Origin of the sequence: Deinococcus marmoris DSM 12784, from assembly GCF_000701405.1 — a bacterium.
In the GTDB taxonomy this organism is placed as follows: domain Bacteria; phylum Deinococcota; class Deinococci; order Deinococcales; family Deinococcaceae; genus Deinococcus; species Deinococcus marmoris.
Genome location: NZ_JNIV01000095.1, coordinates 1 through 16,847, shown reverse-complemented (window position 1 = coordinate 16,847; position 16,847 = coordinate 1). Strand labels below are relative to the sequence as shown.

The following is a 16,847-nucleotide window of genomic DNA, read 5'->3' as shown; positions in this document are numbered from 1 at the left end:
CTGCGGCGTGCGGGCGGCCACCGTCTGGGCCAGGAACGGCGTGTCCAGAGGCAGCCCAGCCCGGAGCAGCGCCATGAACTCAGGGGGGACTGCGTCGCTGACCACATCGGCCACCCAGCACTCGTCCTGGCGCGTGAAGTAGACCGCCAGCAGGTTGGGGATGCTGCGGCGAAGCACGCCCCCAACGTGGCGGGCCAGCGCGGTCAGGTCATCGGTGGTGGCTGCGGCCTCACTCAGGGCCACGAAGGTGGACAGCACCTCGTTCTGTTGCTGGGCGACGGCGAGAGCGTCATGGGCCTGGGCCAGTTCATCAGGCAACGCGCCCGTCGCCAGGAGACCAGGGTTTGACATTGCCTGGCACTATACGCGTCACCTCAAGATCCGTGCGCCCTCCTGCGCTAAGGGGAAGGCAGCCCCCAATTTCTTGGCCCCAACCAGCCCAACGCTGGTAATGCCGCTTGCTGAGCCGACTGTGTCCCCATCAAGCTCTCCTTCAACCGGGACACCATCAGACGGCCAGAAACACGACGTTTTTCAGACCCCATAATGGGAGGGGTCAAATGAGACCGCGTGCCGCCATCCATTTGGACACGGCCATTTATGACCGTGTCCAAGCGCAGCAACTGGTGCAGGTGGCCGCCAATCTGCCGGACGTCCTGTAAGCTTCAGTACCTGCCGTTGGCGGTGGTTTTGATTTGAATCCTAAGTCTACCTGACAAAGCATAGACTGACCTGAATCCCGGGCGGCATATGGTGGACATCCACCCTCGTCGTCCATACTTGTTCTAGGAGGTCACCATGACGAAGCCCACCCAGGTCTCACAAGCGCCCCAGAACGGCACGGTTGAACCGGACAAGAAAGTCGAGAAGCAGCCCGCTCCGGAAACGCCCAGCACGGATACGCCTGACCAGACGCCGCAACCTGAGCATCACGGGCGGCCCAGCGACGACAGCGATCCCGGCCACAGCTAAACCTGCCAACACCCTGCTGGTCATCTCGCCCTCTCCCCCTTGCGCGTGGGTGCGCCTGTCTTCCAGGCCACAGGCGATTTATGGGCGGGTCACGGCCCAGCACCTTCCAGAATGAAGAGTTAACACGGTGCAAGGTAAAATCGTTGGCGTACAGGTTGTTTCAGATCAGTGCTGAGCGGCGCAGCACCCATCGGCCTCCAGCATGCTCTGAACGACACTACCTGTGGCGCGGTCCATAGGACTTCCACACCGATGTGCAGATCCTCGCTCAGCGTCTGCAAATAAGGTAACGCAGACACATTGGGCCGCGTCTGTTCCCCACAGTATTCGGTGGAGCAAAGCAGCAGACCCGCCTGCCCGTCTGGCCAGAGGATATTCAGAACGTGGGAGGTGGCGCCCACCTGTTCACGGGCCTGCTCGGCGCGTACACGAAGCGTATGCCGTGCTTACCGAATAAGAGGTGGGCTACAGCAACTGCTGGAGTTCGTCCCTGGTGATCCTCAGATACACGCCATCGTCCACGTAATCTACGACATTCAAGGGAATGAAATGACGTCGCCCGTCCTCCATCGGGGTGGTGATCAGGTACTCGGAGTCCATCCCTTCGACATGCCCATGAATGAAATCGTCAGCGCAGATGATCGGCAGCCCGGGGGTGAGATCGAAATTGTTCTTCAATGTCATATCGTCTTCCTTTCGCGCCGCAGCGCGGGGCCATCACCCGCATCAACACGCCCCACAGCAAAAAACCCAGATCGTAGGCCATCTGATGTGGGCCGGGCTGGACGTGGTGCAGTCCAGGCAGGTGGGGACTCACCAGCCCCTCCCACAGAGTTTACAGGCCCCAGCCGATTGGAAAACAGCCGAACCAGGGAAGGGGTGCGCCAGCCGGTCCGTCATCTCCCACCAGACCCTCAGACGATTTGAGTTCAGGACAAAGCAGCGGACCTTACGGCAACTCTGTCTCCTGCGCGGCCCCTGACAGCACCCAGACGTCCCTGCAACTGACCTTGCTGCCATGGTCCTGCAAGACCATCGGCCCCGGCGAATCGGCCTCAGGACCCCCAGCAGGGTGGAGGCGCTCAGGGCCACGTTATCCTGTCCCTTCTCGCCGTTCAGAGACACCGTGGCGCGGGCGTCCCGGTCTTCTGGCCATTCTCCCAGCGCGCGGCGCGGAAGACGATGTCGTAGCTCTGCCACGTCCCGGAGGGCAGGGCCGTGTCAAGGGGTATCAGAACGGTGCCCCGCTTTAAAGTCTCACAATCAGGCGTGTGGGGTGCGGCACTCTGCCAGAACAGCCCGCACCAACAGCCGCTGCGCAAGAGCTTCGAGCACGTCATGCCGCACTGGGTCAGTCTCGATATGGTTCAGGAGGATGTTGGCCATCAGCCGGGACTCACTGGCCGTGAGCTTCATGCGAAGGAGAGGGTGGTCGTTGACGGTTCGCTCTGCTCCTCGGTGCTGCGTCATACCCTCATTTTACCTCAGGCGCTGAATTTGACGAGAAGCTCACCCAGTTTCAACTTGGTATTCCCTGGATAAAATCCTTCAATTCTCGCTGGGTCACCCGAGCGATTACCGCAGCGCCGAACAATTGGAGCAGGAGGTGGCCAAGGTGGTCAAGCGTAAACTGCTGTGTGGGCAGCTCCCCGCGCGAGACGGAGTGACTTCCGCCGCATTGCTCTGTCACGCCACGTCAAAACGTCCGCGACGCGCCGAACCTGCTGAACGGGTCATCTCGCGGGCACCCAGAACGCTGGGTGCCTCTGGTTCTTTATCCGAATGGCGTCAGCTCTGGCCCATTGAGTACGACTCAGTCAGTGGTGGAACGGTGAGACAGAAGCTGTGACCGTCACGGGCGAGCCACCCCTGTTTCACCAACACAGCTACCACGCGGGGATCAACCAGTCTGACATACGCGCAGTTTATCCGCATCGGCAGCGCTGTTGAACGGCAACTGACGATTTCCTCTTCCCCTGCTGGATTTGCAGCAGTCAGTATCAATTGCGTCAAGACGCTCATGGCTTTGACGTGAGAATGACAGGCTGCTGTCGCCCGCACCCTGTTCCCGACACTTCAGGACGATTTGAGTTCTGTGACCTACGCTCACGCCCCGGATGACCGCTCAGAGAGGGAATAAGTATGTTCCAGCCTGGGCATCTCCAGTGACTCCGTGCCGCGATTGACGATGCGCCCACCTGCGTGCTGCGCCACGCTCGTGAGTGTCAAATGCCAGTTGTGGCTCTGTGCGGCGTGAATGCCAAGAAGATAAGCCAGGCGGTCAAAGTGCGAATTACTTCGCAACAGCGACTCGATCTGCAAAACCATACCCCCAGGCTGCGTTCCTGGGTAGACACGGAAGTCGGTGGTCCCTGCCTCAGGGTGCAGCCGGAGGGTACGGACACGGAAGCCCAGGGGATCAATATGTTCGATGACCACCCGGCCCCGGCGGATCAGGAAGAGCCGAATCCAGAGGCGGTCTCCGCACCTTGCCGGGGGCACCGGGTGATCGAGGCCTCGGAACCAGGTGAGCCACTTCGGCGCGTGATCGGGCAGGTGATTGCGCCAGTGCTCGGCGATTTCTTCGGCAGGCTGTGTTGCACCCTCGACGTCCACCCAGTAGCGCCGACGGGTCAGCGGGCCGACACCATCTTGTGCGGTGGAGGGGCGGAGAGGATCACGTGGGCCTTTGAGGACGAAGGCAACCAGCATGGGAAACGCCAACAGCAGAGGGAATCGGTAAGACACAAAAACCTCCCGGACGAGGGACGTCAGAAATATAGAAGATACGGGCCAGACGTCGCCTGTCGGCTTCTCGTCTGTCCATCAAGTATAGAGGGCTGTCCAATGATCCTCATCAGATTCGCTCTCTCGCATGGCACGGGATAAAAACAATCCGTCCTGTTCCCAGCTCAGTCTGAATAGGGGAAATTTCATCTGCTGCGTCGCGCATCATTGCCACCGATTTCGGCAACTGGAAATCGTGGCAGCCCTGGCGACAACGTTGGTCTGTTCAGTAGATCGAGACTTGTGTGGTTGATTCCGGAGCGAATGAACCTCACGAAATCACCTGCCTGGCATGCCCCTGGTCTCATGTGCTTGGGCTGGCTCAATCATCTTCGGTTAGGCGTCCTGCTGAGCGACGTCAAGCCGAACAGAATGCTGGCCCATAGCTGGAAAGCCATGAGCCAAGCTGATACTGCGGAATGTGGTGTGGCGGGAGTCGAATAAACGCCCTGAACTTCTCGCTTATTAATCAGCCCGATCTGAGTGCCCGAAGCTGCAAACGGTCAAGCTCCCCGCTCGTGAGGCAGCAAGGGTCATTTAAACCTCTGGATTAGCTGAAGTCCAGCAGACTGCGGCCATCTTTCTCGCGGTCCTCGGCCACCTTACCCAGAATGAAGAAGGTGGGTGCCCAGTGACCCAGGAAGAGACCATCTCGCTCCTTGATGTCCTGTTCCTGCCCGTCCTTGCTCTTCCCGCGCAGGAAATTGATGGCCGAGAGGACGATTGAGGCGTAGCCCAGGACGTACAGCACGTTGGAAGTCTTCATAAATGCACTGTGCTTGGTGGTTGGAGAACGGACGGTGACTTACCCCCTAATCTCAGTGCTGGATTGAGGTTGCTGTAGCAATCGATAAATGCTCCGCATTCCGGTTACCCATTTGTTTAATTTTCTTCGTCTGGGACGGTAAATGAGATCTAGAAGAGACAGATCAGACGCCACCTGTGGGTCTCCCGCCTCTTCATTGAGCAGAAAAAATGCCCACCGATCCTGGTCAGACGCAGCAGCAACACCCGCCGCACGCTCTCGTTCAGGACGGTTACTGTGACGGCTGCTGCCAGACCCACAAGCCCTAGGTGGATCAGCGGAGCATGGCACGGCTGAGCTGGCGTGGGAACGGGGTCAGGCGTATTGGGACAGTCACCTCCAGGCATTAAAACCTCCACAAAATTCACTTCAGACGCAGTGGAAAGGGATGGGCAACGCCACACAGCAGCACATGCCACGCACGCGTGGACGGCCCGTGACTTGAGGGTCAACATACGCCTGACGACACGCGACGAAGCGGGCCGCGATAGCAGACAGATTCAGGCCATCTCCCCGGATGACCTGGGCGATGGAAGCGGAACAGGACGCCCCGCCGTAGACAGCCGCGTGAGCGCAGCAAAAGCCTTTGTGGGGCGAGATCCAGCGCTGGTCAAGCGCAATGCCCGCCAGAGCGAGTGTGTCAAGGAGACCCATGTCCTGAGCCTGAATGGACCGGTACGACGCTGAGAGGAGAGGATAAAAGAGTCAGGGGACAGCTTGATCAGAACAGAGGCGTCCCTCAGCCGGGTCAAGACCAAGTCAATCCACTGAGCAAGACTGGAAGAGCGCATGAAGGTCAGCTTTTGGAGCGCTCAAGGTCAGGCTCACAGCTCTTTCGGGTGGCGGGGGTGTAATGACGGCCTCTGCTCCATACCAAGTGGCGCGGTTTTTCCTGGGAGGCCCATCATGTTCTACTACGACAACAAGCTCCAGTACGAAGTCCGCGTCGATACCCCCGATCCCCGATTTGCCCGCCTGCTTCAACAGGCTATTGGCGGTGTGGAGGGCGAAATTCGTGTGTGCCTGCAATACCTGTTTCAGGCGTTCGGCGCACGCGGCCCTGCCAAGTACCGCAACATGCTGATGTCCACAGGCACTGAGGAAATCGGCCACATCGAGATGCTGGCCACCGCTGTCGCCCTAAACCTCGAAGGGGCCTCTGGCGCGGACAAGGATGCGGCGGCCTCAGCCAATCCGGTGGTCGCGGCGTTGATGGGCGGGATGGACCCGCGCCAGTACCTCTCGGCGGGCATGGCGGCGCTGGCTGGCGATGCCAACGGCGTGCCGTTCAACGGCTCGCATGTGTACGCCAGCGGCAACCTGGCCGCCGACATGTACGCCAACGTGACCGCTGAAGCCACCGGACGCGCCCTGGCCTGCCGCCTCTTTGAGTGTACTGACGATCCTGGCATGAAGGACATGCTGCGCTTCCTGATTGCCCGCGACACCATGCATCAGCAGCAGTGGCTGGCCGTCATTGAGGAACTGGGCGGCCACAAAGGGACACTGCCCATCCCGAACTCCTTCCCTGTGGAAGAGGAGCTGCGCAAGGTCAGTTACGACTACTTCTTCACGGGTGTGGACGGCGTGGACATGCCGACGGGGCGTTGGACGCAAGGCGAGTCGCTGGACGGGCTGGGCGAGTTCCGCCTGAACGCGGTCAAGCCGATGGGCCAGGAACCCAAGCTGGCCCCACCGATGCCGCAGGCGTATGCCGAAAAGCAGCAGATGGAAGGAGCGGACGACTGAGCCGACGAAGCTCAGCGCTGCACGATTTCAAATGATAAGTCATGGCAACCAGCTTCTTTACGGGCTGGTCGCCCTTTTCGCTCTCATCCCCCAAAGCGTAGACAACCGATAAGGTAGGGAATGACGGGGGGAGTGTACAGGTCTCGCCGTGAGAGCGTGCATCACATGACATTGATCATTCCTTATCCGGCCCGTGAGTTGGTATGCCGGATAACCTTCTCCCCAGGCTGCTCCCTCCCAAATGGACGGATGAAACACAGCAGCGTGGGTGATTGGCGATGACTTTTGGTGCGTCTCCAGAAGGCCGTCCCGTGGTCCCACAAGACCGCAGAAGCACCGGGGCCAGCATGCCAACCGCAGAACGCGCGATGTTCGGTGTAACGGGCATCTTTCTCCTCACGGTGGGTCTGCGCTCCGGTTCGCCTTTCCACAAGCTGGCCGTCGGCGCTTTGGGGGCTGGGCTGGCTGCTCTGGCACTTTCGGGGCGCAGCCCCGTGGCGACGGCCCTGAAGATCCGGCAAAACGAGGACGGAGAAATATTGGTCAGCGACGCCGTGACCATCGGCAAAAGTGCCGACGAGTTGTACGCTATCTGGCGCAAGCTTGAAAACTTGCCCAGTCTGATGAAACACCTGGAGCGGGTAGAGGTCTTGGACGAGCGCCGCTCTCGTTGGACGGTCAAAGCGCCCCTGGGCTATTCCGGCGGCGAAGTGAGCTGGGAGGCCGAGTTGACCGCCGATGAACCGGGCCAGCGCATCGCGTGGCAGTCGTTGCGGGGCGCGCAGATCGAGAACAGCGGTGAGGTGCTGTTCCACGCCGCGCCCGGTGACCGGGGGACGGAAGTGGTGGTCCGACTGACGTATCGTCCACCCGGCGGTTCAGCAGGGGCCTTGATCGCCCGCATCGCTGGGCAGGAGCCGTCTCAGCAACTGCGCGACGATCTGATGCGCTTTAAACGTGAACAGGAATTGGGCTATCACCCCACCACCGAAGGCCAGAGCAGTGGGCGAGTCAGCAAGGGAGGCAAGGCATGAAGGCTATCATCTGGCAGGGCACCAACCATGTGGGCGTCGAAACGGTGCCTGACCCCACGCTGCTGCTGCCCACCGACGCCATCGTGCGGGTGACTTCCACCGCCATTTGCGGCTCGGACCTCCATCTGCTCGACGGCTACATCCCCAGCATGGAACGGGGCGACATTCTGGGCCACGAGTTCATGGGTGAGGTGGTGGAAGTCGGCCCAGGCGTGAAAAAGGTGCGTGTAGGCGAGCGGGTGATCATGCCCTTTAATCTGGCCTGCGGGGTCTGCGATCCTTGCCAGCGCGGGATGTTCAGCGCCTGCGATAACTCCAACCCTAACCACCGTATGGCCGAGGCATTGTACGGGGCCACCAGCGCCAGCGGACTGTTCGGGTACTCACATCTGTTCGGCGGCTACGCGGGCGGGCAGGCCCAGTTCGTGCGCGTGCCCTTCGCAGATGTGAGTTGTTTTGCCATCGAGTCCGATCTGCGCGACGATCAGGTGCTGTTCCTGACCGATATCTTCCCCACGGGGTATCAGGCTGCCGAGAACTGCGCCATCATTCCGGGCCGCGATGTGGTGGCGGTCTTCGGGGCCGGACCAGTGGGGCAGTTTGCCCTGCGCAGCGCGCAGATGCTGGGGGCTGCTGAAGTGATCGTGGTGGACCGCGTGCCAGAACGTCTGCGTCTGGCGGAGGCAGCGGGCGCACGAACGATCAATTACGAGGAAACGGACGTGCTGGTAGCCTTGCGTGAGGCGACGGGTGGACGCGGCCCCGATCACGTCATCGATGCGGTGGGCCTTGAGGCCCACGGGCATGGTCCCGGTGCACTGCTGGACACCGCCGAGCAGAAGCTGCGACTTTCCTTTGACCGCATCACAGCCCTTCGCTGGGCAATCTTAAGCTGTGCCAAGGGCGGTACGGTCAGCATGCCAGGCGTCTACGGCGGTCTGGTGGACAAGTTGCCGCTGGGCGCGGCCTTCAACAAAGGGCTGACACTCAAGATGGGCCAGACACACACCCACCGCTATGTTCGCCCGCTGCTCAAGCGCATTCAAGAAGGCCAGATTGACCCCAGCTTCGTGATCACCCACCGTGCGCCACTCTCAAAGGGGCCAGAACTCTACAAGACCTTCCGCGAGAAACACGACGGCTGCATCAAGGTGGTGCTGGACCCCTGGGCCTAGGAGGCTGCTTCTTGATAAGCCCGCCTACCGAAGAGCTGCCGAGACGCTCTTCTGGTGGACGTTCTGGTCCGCACCACTCGCCTAGCTTCCTAGCGGCTGTTCGAGCCAGTCTTCGGCCAACCTCAAGCGCCCCTATCTCCCTTTTGAACTCTCTGGCACTCCCCCGCTCCCTCATCAGCAGCGGCGTGGTCACGGCCCAATCGATGTAGCGCGCATAATAGTTGGTCTGCCCGTCCACTTCCACAGTGCCCTGCTCCAGCAGCAGCGCCAGATAGGGGTAACGACAAGATCGATACTCGTGGCGAAGTCAAAATTATCCGGCCAACACGGCAAATCTAAAAATACGCGTCGTTTCTCGCAGTCTTCCGGTCAACCAGACCACTAGGCGCTCCACGTTGATCGCTGCCGCGAGATAGCCCGTTTGAAGTTGCGTCTTCCGCTCAATATATTACCGTGCCTGACGGATGCTATAGGCCCTGGCCCCCTGCGAAATTATTCCCTCAATTCCAGCCGGCGGTGATAACGCGTCAGCCACGGTTGACCGTGCCGTGCCGTTCTGGCCTCAAACAGTTCCGGGGGCATCAGGGTCAACTTGCTTGTTATGCGCTCAGCGCATAGACTGATCAGAGCGATGAATGTCATCACCTCCGCCACCCTCTGCCGCGTTCAGGACGAGTATCCAGACGCCGCCGACGCGCTGGAAGACTGGCACACCATCGTTCGCCGGACCACCTTCGGCACCTTCGCCGAGATTCGAGACACCTTCGCCACAGCGAGCTGGGTGGGACCGGACTACGTGATCTTCAATATCCGGGGCAACCACTACCGCCTGATCACCCGCGTGAACTTCCCCTACCAGAGCTTTTTCCTCAAGCACTTCCTGACCCACGCCGAGTATGACCACTGGCGGCCCTGACCTCTCCCCTCCCCACCGCAAGGAGTCTTCACCATGACCGATGCCCACACTGTGCTGAGCGCTTGGGCCAACCTCCCCGCCGAAGTGCGCGCCCTGGCCGCCCCCATTCACACCGAGGAGCAGTACGGCGAGGCGCTCGCCACGTTTGAGGCGGTCTGGAATGAGGTGGGCAGCCAGGCCGATCATTCCCTGGGCAGCCTGTTTGAGCTGCTGCGTGACCGCATCATGGCCTATGAGGAGCGCGCTTTCCCCGTGCCGCCCTCACCGCCGCACCGTCTGCTGGCCTTTTTGATGGATCAGCGGGCCATGACCCAGACGGAGTTGGCCGGGGTGCTGGGGATCACGCAGGGGAATGTCAGCCGCCTACTGGGTGGCAAGACGGCACTCTCGCTGGAGGCCGTGCGGAAGCTGGCGGCGCACTTCCACGTTCGCCCAGAGGTGTTTTTGGGCTGATGGCAGGGCCTCGTTACCGTGATGCCCAGACGGCCAGTTCCTCTGCGGGCAGGGCCGTCCAGCGTCTATCGGCCACGCCGACGTTGCTTGCATCAACGCGAGACTGATCCGTGTTCAGCACCGCATTCCATCCCGGCTTGAGCGTCACGCTGGCCCGCACATGAACTTGCTGAACAGACTTCCAACCCGGCGGCTGGGTTTGCTCTGAACTGTTGATGCAGCGGTTCTCGCCCGAGACTGTGACCTCCTCGGGGGAATAGATCAGGAACGCGGCCCCGGAAGGAGCGCCGGCAGCGGTTCGGGTGACGCTGGGCCGGATGTTAATCCACTCCGGCACGGGTGAGGTTTGAGGCTGCAAAGAGGCCGCCTTCGTCCGGGCAGTGCTGTCCTTCCAGCGGATCAGCAGGGTCACGAACAGCACCCGCACCTCTGGATTGCTGCTGAAGGTCAGTTCGGTGATGGGGCAGAGCGTCCCCTCGCCGCCGATCAATTCGCGCAATTTTGTGGCGTATCCCTGGGTCCGCTCTAGCGGAGCCGTGACCTTGATGGTGCCGGTGGACGTCAAAGTGCCAACCTCCACGGCTGGGCCGCCCTGCTGGTCCTGGAACTGGTAAAGCGCCACATCCCGGCTGGCCTTCCAGTCCCCCACCACGCCGCCCAGCGTGTAGGTCTCGCCCAGGCCGGAGCTGCTGACCGGGGGCAAGGCTTCGCGCGGTAAGTCACGGTAGAGGGGACGCAATTCGTCAGCAGTCATGACGCGCGGCGGGGGTGGAGGAGTGGTGTCCCGGCACGCGCTGAGCAAGGGCGTGCAGAGAAGGGCCAGCGGCAACAGTCGAATGAGCGGGAAAGCCTGATGCATACAGTTCACCTTGTTTCGCGCGGTTTTATCTTCGATGTAGTGGTGTGGTCAACCTAGCAGCCGTCAACGGAAGGTACGGTCACCGTCTTCTGCCGCAAAACAACGCCCGCCCCACCGTAGACCTCGTACTTGAAGGTGATATCGGTCCCCTTGAGCGTAGGGCCGCACCGGTTCCCGACATTGAACTGGTAATACGTGTTGTCCGGCTCCACCGGGTAAGACGATCCCTGGAATGTCTGGGTGCCCACGAACAATTTGGCCGAGACCGCCTGGGCCACCACGTTGGCAGGCAGGGCGTCTGTGCGGACCAGCACGTTGAACCGTCCATCGGCACTGGTGTTGAGCGCCGTGGAGAACGACTCGGCGGGGGAGCTGAAAGACAGGTACAGGTCATTGGCGACGGGGAACTTGCCGCACGAGAATAGCGTCAGGGCCATCAAGCCGATCAAAGCGTTGAGTTTCATTTCTCTCCTGGGAACACAAGAATTTTTTGAGTTTGAGAGTGACGGGCCACTTTCCCCTGACCCGTCGCCCTGGCTTTGGCCGAAGCGACGCTGCTGACCAGGGGTGCCCCTGCTAGAAGCTGAGGTTCACTGTCTGTTCGCCACTCGTCCCGGTGATGGTGAAGTCCTGGGTGGACTGTGCGCCACTCTTCGTGCAGCGGAAGGTCAGGCTCAGTTTTTCCGGGTATTTCGGGTATTGAATGACGTAATAGAACGTGTATTCGCCCGCGCTGTCCAGCACCACCGTCTTGTCGGTGGGATTGGGGTACCGCCCCACCACCCCCGTTCCTGAGACCGCATTGTTCCTGACTTCGACGGAAGACCGGCCCTTCAGACTGGTGTTCTTGAGATAAGGATCTTCGAGAACGACGGACTGGCACCCGGTCACCGTGGCCGGGGCGAGGATCAACTTCAGGCCGCCGGTGGTGACGGGGAACCCGAGCTTGCCACACGAGGCCAGACTGAGCGAGGCGATGGCGACGAGACCGACAGACAGATGACGCATAGGGACTCCTGGGGTGAGAGCAAGCTGGACGATCGTGGTTGGTCTTGAGATGAAGGCTAACGGTACGGTGAGCAGGTGCGGGTCACGTTGCCCAGCACCGCCGAATCCTGCTCCAGGGTCTGGCCGCTGGCGTCTGTGAAGGCGTAGCGGACCTCTACATCCCGGCCCGGCTTGAGCTGGGGACACGGCTGAAAGTTGGCTGTCAGGTCTCCCGCATGCGACGGCCCGGCATCGTAGAGCGGCACCGTGGCCTTGACGGTCTGACCGTTGACCGTAACCGTCCCCCCCGTTGCGGTGGCCGTCAGCACGGGATTGCGGGGATGGAGGTTTAGGGTCAGGAGTTGGACCGTGGACAGATCAATGTCATAAGCGGTGGTCTCACCAGCATTCAGGTGAATGCTGGCGCTGCTAAAGCCCGGCGGGGTGGCCCGCTCGGTGCAGCCGACCGTCAGCGTTGCCAGCAGGCTGACTCCCAGAAGTGGCATCGTCCAAATCGCCTTGCGTTTGTTGGTCTTCATGCCCTGTCCTCCACGACGCTCAATCGGTTTTTCTCACGTCTTCACCGTGAGGTCAAGATGGTCAGTTCGTCCGCTGGCAGGGCAGTGCAGCGCTTGGCGGCCACGCCAACATCAACTGCCGACATCAACCCCAGAGACCAGTGACTGCTCTGCCCCTCCGCTCAGGGAGTCACTTGCATGGCCGCCGCTAAGGCCGTTTCACCTCGCCCGTGATCACGCTCCCGTCGTCCTGCGTGTAGCCCACACGGTAGACCGGAGTCTTCGAGGCGTCGTGGATCGGCGGTTCGACACTCTTGACCCCCAGCTCGTTGAACAGGCCCAGCCGCCCCACCGTCGTCTGGCCATCCGACAACTCCAGGGTGGCCTCCAGATACGGTGAGAAGCGCCGGGCCTGGGCCTTGAGCTTCAGGTCAAAGGTGGTGACCTTGCCGCTGACGGTCAGGGTGCGGCCATTCAGGCTGGCCGTCCCCGCCGTCCTCGCCTCGGTGTCGCTGACGCGCGTGGTGGTCAGATCGAGCTTCAGGGTGTAGTCCACGGTGGGAACGTTCCACTTCGCCCCTGCCCAGGTCTGGAACCGCCAGTTTTCCCCTGCGGGCGCAGCGGGTGTGCCGTTTGTGGGCCGGGTCACCGCCAGGAAGCCGGAGGGGGCAGCCTGAACAGATTCGGTGGACTGGGCGCGGTAGTGCTGGACCCGTTGGCCGCTGTTCAGGTCCAGCAGGCCCACCTCGCTCAGCGTGACCGGAACGGAGGCATTCTGGCGTGGGCTGGCCCCCAAGGTCTCCACAGGGCAATCAGGGTTGTGGTTGCCCCTCACGTCCGTAACTTGAGGCGCAGGCCAGCCAGCAGGGCGAGCGCCAGCACCCTGATGCCTAGCAACGACAGCGGAACGAACTGTTGCTGCGTCTGGGTTGATGCGCGGGCGCTGACCGCTTAGGGCGAGGCAGATGGAGCGTGACGTTGAAGACTTGGCGGCTCACTGAACTGCTGCTGGGCAACTGGGCGGGTGCGGCAGAAAAGCCGATCTGGTGTCAGCGGCCCAGCAATTTCAGGCCTTGACCGCGCCGCTGGTCAGACCCTGGATGTAGTAACGCATCAAGAAGGAGAACAGCACCAGCAGCGGCAGGGCGGCCAGTACATAGGCAGCCATCAGCGCCCCGAAGTCGGGAGCCGTGTAGCTCTCGGCACTGCCCTGAAATTTGACAAGCGCCATGGTCAGGGTGCGGTGGCGTTCGTCAAGCAGCAGGCTAGGCAGCAGGAAGTCGTTCCAAATCGGCACATAACGAATAATGCCAACGCTGACCAGAATCGGGACGCTCAGCGGCACCACGATCCGCGTGAACATCTGAACATGTCCGGCCCCATCAATACGCGCGGCCTCCAGCAATTCGCGGGGAATCTGCGCGAAAAAGGTTCTGAGTACCAGAATGCTGAACGCCTGTCCTGCCGCGACATACGGCAAGATCACCGCCAGGTAATTGCTGGGCAGCGTCAGCTTCTTGATCTGCACGTACAGCGGAATCAGGGTGAGAAAGTCAGGGACCAGCAGCAGGATAAAAACCACCGCGAACAGCGCTGATTTGCCGGGAAAGGTCATCACGGCAAAGGCGTAAGCGGTCAGGGCCGCCAGCAGCAGCGTCAGGATCACCGCCACCAGCGTGATCAGCAAAGAATTCAGGGTGGGCAGCCCGATCTGTGACCAGGCCCGCGCGTAGTTGGCCGCGCCAGGGGCCAGGTCCGGCGGCAGATTCAGCGGACTGCGGGCGTACTCCACGGGCGTCTTGAACGAGTTGACCACGCTGAAGTACAGCGGAAACAGCGCCATCAGTCCCAGCAAGAGCAAGACGCCCTGCCGCGCCCAGTCGCTCACTGGCCACCTACGCACGGTTGGCCTCACGCTCGCGCCGGGCGGCGATCACGCGGGCCAGCACGGTCAGGCTGACCACCACCATGAACAGCAGCACCGAGATCGCCATGCTGTACCCGAATTCGCCGTAATCAATGGCCGCCTGGTACATCTGGAGGGCGGGAACCACGGTCGAGTAGCCAGGGCCGCCGTTGGTCATCACGCGCGGCGTGAGCAGGTTTTGCAAGAAGGCCACCACCTCCAGCAGCAGGATCAGGGTGAGTTGCGGCGTGATGAGCGGAAGGTCAATCCGCCAGATTCGGTTCAAGCCGGTGGCCCCGTCCAGACGCGCGGCCTCCAGCACCTCGCTGGAGATGCCCTGAAGGCCGGTGTACAGGATCAGCATGTTGAAGGCGTTGATCCACGGAAAGCCCATGAAGATCAGGCTGTACAGCGCGATCTTGGGATCGGCCAGCCACAGCCGCTTGAAGCCGTCCAGCCCCGCCGAATCCAGCAACTGGTTAATCAGACCATCCCCCCGGTAGAAGTAGGTCCACAGCAGAATGTTGACCAGCGCCGGGATGATGATCGGGGCGATGAACAGCGTACGGAACCCGCGCTGGTGGCTGGGCCGCCGCAGGTGAAAGATCAGTTCCGCGATAAAAAAGGCCGGGACGATAGACAGGATCAGGCCGAAGCCCATCCAGATCAGGTTGTTCTTGACTGCGATGCCCGACACCGGATCGGTGAGCGCCCGCTTGAAATTGTCCAGTCCCACGTAATCACGTTGCAGGAAGCCGTCCCAGTTGGTAAAGGCCCCGGTCAGGGCCAGATAGACGGGGTAATACGCGAAATAGGCCAGGAAAAGAAACGTGGGCAGGATGAACAGGTAGGCGGCGCGTGAACGCCACGCCCCGGTCAGCACGCCAGGCCGGGAACGCCCACGCAGGGGTTGGATGGGGGTCATACAGGCTCCTGTGACGCGCAGGAGGCCGCCGCCGATGGTGTGGGCAGCGACCTCAAACTGATCTGAATTGGAAATTTACTAGGATGGACGGGGCGAACCCCAAATTTACTTGTACTTGCTGTAGTCCACCTTGTTCTTGGTGGCGTAGTCCTTGGCGGCCCGGTCCAGCGCACTCTGGACCTGCGCGTTGGCTTTGTCCAGGGTGAGGTTGCCGCTCAGGTACAGCCCGAAGATGCGCTGCATGTCGCCCCAGCCCAGGTTGGGCGCGGAGCTGCCCACGCCGAGCGCACGGCGCGGCAGGTTGATCTGGGCGTCCAGCGACTGGGCATCAAAGTCCAGCTTCGCCTGGGTTCCTGGCCAGGTGGGGACGAACGCGCCGTCCTCGGCCACGATGCGTTGCAGGTTCTTGGGCGTCCCGAAAAACCGCATCCAGTCCACCACCGCCTGCTGCTTGGCCGGGGTCATGCTCTTGTTGGCCTCCGGCGTACTGGTGGCGTACTGAAAAGCCGCGCCCAGCCCGCCCACCGCGTTGGCCGTGTTGGTGCCGGTGGCGTATTTGCTGACCTTCTGGTCCAGCACCGGGAAATTAAAGGCCCCGATGCCGAACTTGACGCCCGCTTCCTTCATCTCGCCCGGCTTGTAGCTACCCTCGTAGATCATGGCCACCTTGCCCGCCACAAAGTCTTGGAAGGCGTCATAGTTCTTGTCGGGATTCTGGGCGATGTAGTCCGGGGTCCAGTAGTCGGTGAACTGCTTGAAGACCGGCCACCACGCCATGAAGCGGGGGTCCTCGGGAGAGAGGATGCCTTTCTGGATGGCGACGGCCTCGTCCAGCGCCGATTGCCCCGGCTCGCCGTCATAGGCGGTGAGCTTGTTGTAATCCTTGGCGTAGAAGTCCGACAGGAAGTGCTTTTCCCACCATGGGAAGGACGGCACTGCCGACATCACGCCGACGCCCGCCGCCTTGAGTTTCTTGGAGGCGTCCAGCAGCTCGGCCCAACTGTTCGGCGTTTTGGTGATGCCCGCCTTCTTGAACAACTCCTTGTTGTAAAAGAAGCTGAAGGCCACGTAGTCACCGTTGAGCTGGTAGTTGGCCCCGTTCGGTGCACGGATCTCCGCCAGCACCTGTTTGTTCATGGCGTCTTGCCACGCCTTGTTGCCGGGGATGTAGGGATTGGGCTGCTTCAAAAAGGGCGTGAGATCGGTAGCGACGCCTTTGGGCAGCGCGCCGTTGAGGCTGGTGTACTGCACCCAGTACACGTCCCAGAGTTCCCGCGCCGCTGCTTTGGCCCGAATGGCGGCGTTGGTGTCGGGAACATCCGTGGTCACGAACTGGATCTTGATGCCCGGATTTTTTTTCTGGTACTCGTCGGCAATGGTCTGGAATGCCTTGAGCGGGGTCTTGGCGTCTTTTTTGTTGGGGGTGTAGTGCTGGGCGTACATGGTGATGGTGCCAGTCCAGTTGCCTGGAGCAGCCAGGGCAGCGGACGCGATCAGCAGACCGGTGATGGATAATAGGTGTTTCATAGGACCTCCGAGGACCAGCAATTGTCGAATGACTGCATAAAATTAAAAGCCTCGCTGGCTTGAAATAGAGGGAACGCAGACTGGATGGGAACAGTCTACAGAAGTTATGAAGAAATTTAAGCGATAATAAATGACTATCCCTTCAGTACTGGACAACTTGATGTTGACAGTGTTCTGAACGGCATTTTTGCCGTTTGGGCATTTGATCGTAGTCTGAAACGGCAGTAGGCGGCT

The 16,847-nt window shown here is 61.1% G+C and carries 22 protein-coding genes and 1 pseudogene; 6 read left to right on the top strand and 17 right to left on the bottom strand.

Annotation, left to right across the window (positions count from 1 at the left end):
- The coding region (locus Q319_RS0118355; RefSeq protein WP_156039447.1) for a hypothetical protein at window positions 1-351 on the bottom strand (351 nt) is incomplete at its 3' end.
- Window positions 352-798: 447 nt separating this feature from the next.
- Between Q319_RS0118355 and Q319_RS27375 the strand changes: the two genes are divergently transcribed.
- A complete protein-coding gene (locus Q319_RS27375; protein ID WP_156039446.1) occupies window positions 799-972 on the top strand; it encodes a hypothetical protein in 174 nt (57 codons plus the stop codon).
- 119 nt (window positions 973-1,091) lie between these two features.
- On the opposite strand, the pseudogene Q319_RS29260 reads toward Q319_RS27375, so the two are convergent.
- From Q319_RS29260 to yidD, 7 genes and pseudogenes are all read right to left on the bottom strand, one after another.
- Window positions 1,092-1,382: pseudogene (locus Q319_RS29260) on the bottom strand (hypothetical protein); the annotation flags it as partial.
- Window positions 1,383-1,437: 55 nt separating this feature from the next.
- The gene (locus Q319_RS0118340) at window positions 1,438-1,656 is read right to left on the bottom strand and encodes a DUF2171 domain-containing protein (protein ID WP_029483904.1); all 219 of its coding nucleotides are present in this window, start codon (window positions 1,654-1,656) and stop codon (window positions 1,438-1,440) included.
- Entirely contained in the window at window positions 1,601-1,792 is a 192-nt protein-coding gene (locus tag Q319_RS29175; RefSeq protein WP_425388001.1) for a hypothetical protein, read from the bottom strand. The genes Q319_RS0118340 and Q319_RS29175 overlap by 56 nt, the downstream gene beginning before the upstream one ends.
- Before the next feature lie 443 nt (window positions 1,793-2,235).
- Window positions 2,236-2,388 carry a hypothetical protein gene (locus Q319_RS0118335; RefSeq protein ID WP_156039445.1) on the bottom strand — a complete coding sequence of 51 codons (153 nt, stop codon included), beginning with the start codon at window positions 2,386-2,388 and terminating at the stop codon, window positions 2,236-2,238.
- Window positions 2,389-3,078: 690 nt separating this feature from the next.
- Window positions 3,079-3,684, bottom strand: coding sequence for a DUF1990 family protein (locus tag Q319_RS0118330; protein WP_051655539.1), 606 nt, complete (start codon window positions 3,682-3,684; stop codon window positions 3,079-3,081).
- A gap of 625 nt (window positions 3,685-4,309) precedes the next feature.
- Window positions 4,310-4,525, bottom strand: coding sequence for a hypothetical protein (locus Q319_RS0118325; protein WP_029483901.1), 216 nt, complete (start codon window positions 4,523-4,525; stop codon window positions 4,310-4,312).
- A 408-nt stretch (window positions 4,526-4,933) separates the two neighbouring features.
- On the bottom strand, window positions 4,934-5,218 hold the full coding sequence (gene yidD / locus Q319_RS28365) for a membrane protein insertion efficiency factor YidD (protein WP_029483900.1): 285 nt from the start codon (window positions 5,216-5,218) through the stop codon (window positions 4,934-4,936).
- A gap of 252 nt (window positions 5,219-5,470) precedes the next feature.
- Between yidD and Q319_RS0118315 the strand changes: the two genes are divergently transcribed.
- From Q319_RS0118315 to Q319_RS0118305, 3 genes are all read left to right on the top strand, one after another.
- Window positions 5,471-6,313, top strand: coding sequence for a manganese catalase family protein (locus Q319_RS0118315; RefSeq protein ID WP_029483899.1), 843 nt, complete (start codon window positions 5,471-5,473; stop codon window positions 6,311-6,313).
- Between the two features lie 347 nt (window positions 6,314-6,660).
- A complete protein-coding gene (locus Q319_RS0118310) occupies window positions 6,661-7,347 on the top strand; it encodes an SRPBCC family protein (protein WP_029483898.1) in 687 nt (228 codons plus the stop codon).
- The gene (locus tag Q319_RS0118305; RefSeq protein ID WP_029483897.1) at window positions 7,344-8,522 is read left to right on the top strand and encodes a zinc-dependent alcohol dehydrogenase; all 1,179 of its coding nucleotides are present in this window, start codon (window positions 7,344-7,346) and stop codon (window positions 8,520-8,522) included. The genes Q319_RS0118310 and Q319_RS0118305 overlap by 4 nt, the downstream gene beginning before the upstream one ends.
- On the opposite strand, the gene Q319_RS29170 is transcribed toward Q319_RS0118305, so the two are convergent.
- Window positions 8,494-8,784, bottom strand: coding sequence for a bacteriorhodopsin (locus tag Q319_RS29170; RefSeq protein ID WP_425388000.1), 291 nt, complete (start codon window positions 8,782-8,784; stop codon window positions 8,494-8,496). The genes Q319_RS0118305 and Q319_RS29170 overlap by 29 nt on opposite strands.
- 369 nt (window positions 8,785-9,153) lie before the next feature.
- On the opposite strand from Q319_RS29170, the gene Q319_RS0118300 reads away from it, so the two are divergent.
- Entirely contained in the window at window positions 9,154-9,438 is a 285-nt protein-coding gene (locus Q319_RS0118300; protein WP_029483896.1) for a type II toxin-antitoxin system HigB family toxin, read from the top strand.
- Window positions 9,439-9,471: 33 nt separating this feature from the next.
- On the top strand, window positions 9,472-9,891 hold the full coding sequence (locus Q319_RS0118295) for a helix-turn-helix domain-containing protein (protein WP_029483895.1): 420 nt from the start codon (window positions 9,472-9,474) through the stop codon (window positions 9,889-9,891).
- A gap of 13 nt (window positions 9,892-9,904) precedes the next feature.
- Here the strand turns inward: Q319_RS0118295 and Q319_RS0118290 are convergent, their stop codons facing one another.
- From Q319_RS0118290 to Q319_RS0118255, 8 genes are all read right to left on the bottom strand, one after another.
- Entirely contained in the window at window positions 9,905-10,645 is a 741-nt protein-coding gene (locus Q319_RS0118290; RefSeq protein ID WP_029483894.1) for a hypothetical protein, read from the bottom strand.
- Window positions 10,646-10,803: 158 nt separating this feature from the next.
- Window positions 10,804-11,214, bottom strand: coding sequence for a hypothetical protein (locus tag Q319_RS0118285; RefSeq protein WP_029483893.1), 411 nt, complete (start codon window positions 11,212-11,214; stop codon window positions 10,804-10,806).
- 112 nt (window positions 11,215-11,326) lie between these two features.
- Window positions 11,327-11,758 carry a hypothetical protein gene (locus Q319_RS0118280; protein ID WP_029483892.1) on the bottom strand — a complete coding sequence of 144 codons (432 nt, stop codon included), beginning with the start codon at window positions 11,756-11,758 and terminating at the stop codon, window positions 11,327-11,329.
- A gap of 56 nt (window positions 11,759-11,814) precedes the next feature.
- Entirely contained in the window at window positions 11,815-12,276 is a 462-nt protein-coding gene (locus Q319_RS0118275) for a hypothetical protein (protein WP_029483891.1), read from the bottom strand.
- Between the two features lie 187 nt (window positions 12,277-12,463).
- Complete coding sequence (locus Q319_RS0118270) at window positions 12,464-13,051, bottom strand: hypothetical protein (protein WP_156039443.1); 588 nt, start codon at window positions 13,049-13,051, stop codon at window positions 12,464-12,466.
- A gap of 270 nt (window positions 13,052-13,321) precedes the next feature.
- Window positions 13,322-14,158 carry a carbohydrate ABC transporter permease gene (locus tag Q319_RS0118265; protein WP_051655538.1) on the bottom strand — a complete coding sequence of 279 codons (837 nt, stop codon included), beginning with the start codon at window positions 14,156-14,158 and terminating at the stop codon, window positions 13,322-13,324.
- Window positions 14,151-15,086, bottom strand: a complete 936-nt coding sequence (locus tag Q319_RS0118260) for a carbohydrate ABC transporter permease (RefSeq protein ID WP_029483888.1) — start codon at window positions 15,084-15,086, stop codon at window positions 14,151-14,153. Before Q319_RS0118260 ends, Q319_RS0118265 begins: the two co-directional genes overlap by 8 nt.
- A gap of 105 nt (window positions 15,087-15,191) precedes the next feature.
- Window positions 15,192-16,613: an ABC transporter substrate-binding protein gene (locus Q319_RS0118255; RefSeq protein WP_029483887.1), complete on the bottom strand. Its 1,422-nt coding sequence runs from the start codon at window positions 16,611-16,613 to the stop codon at window positions 15,192-15,194.
- Between the last annotated feature and the right edge of the window lie 234 nt (window positions 16,614-16,847).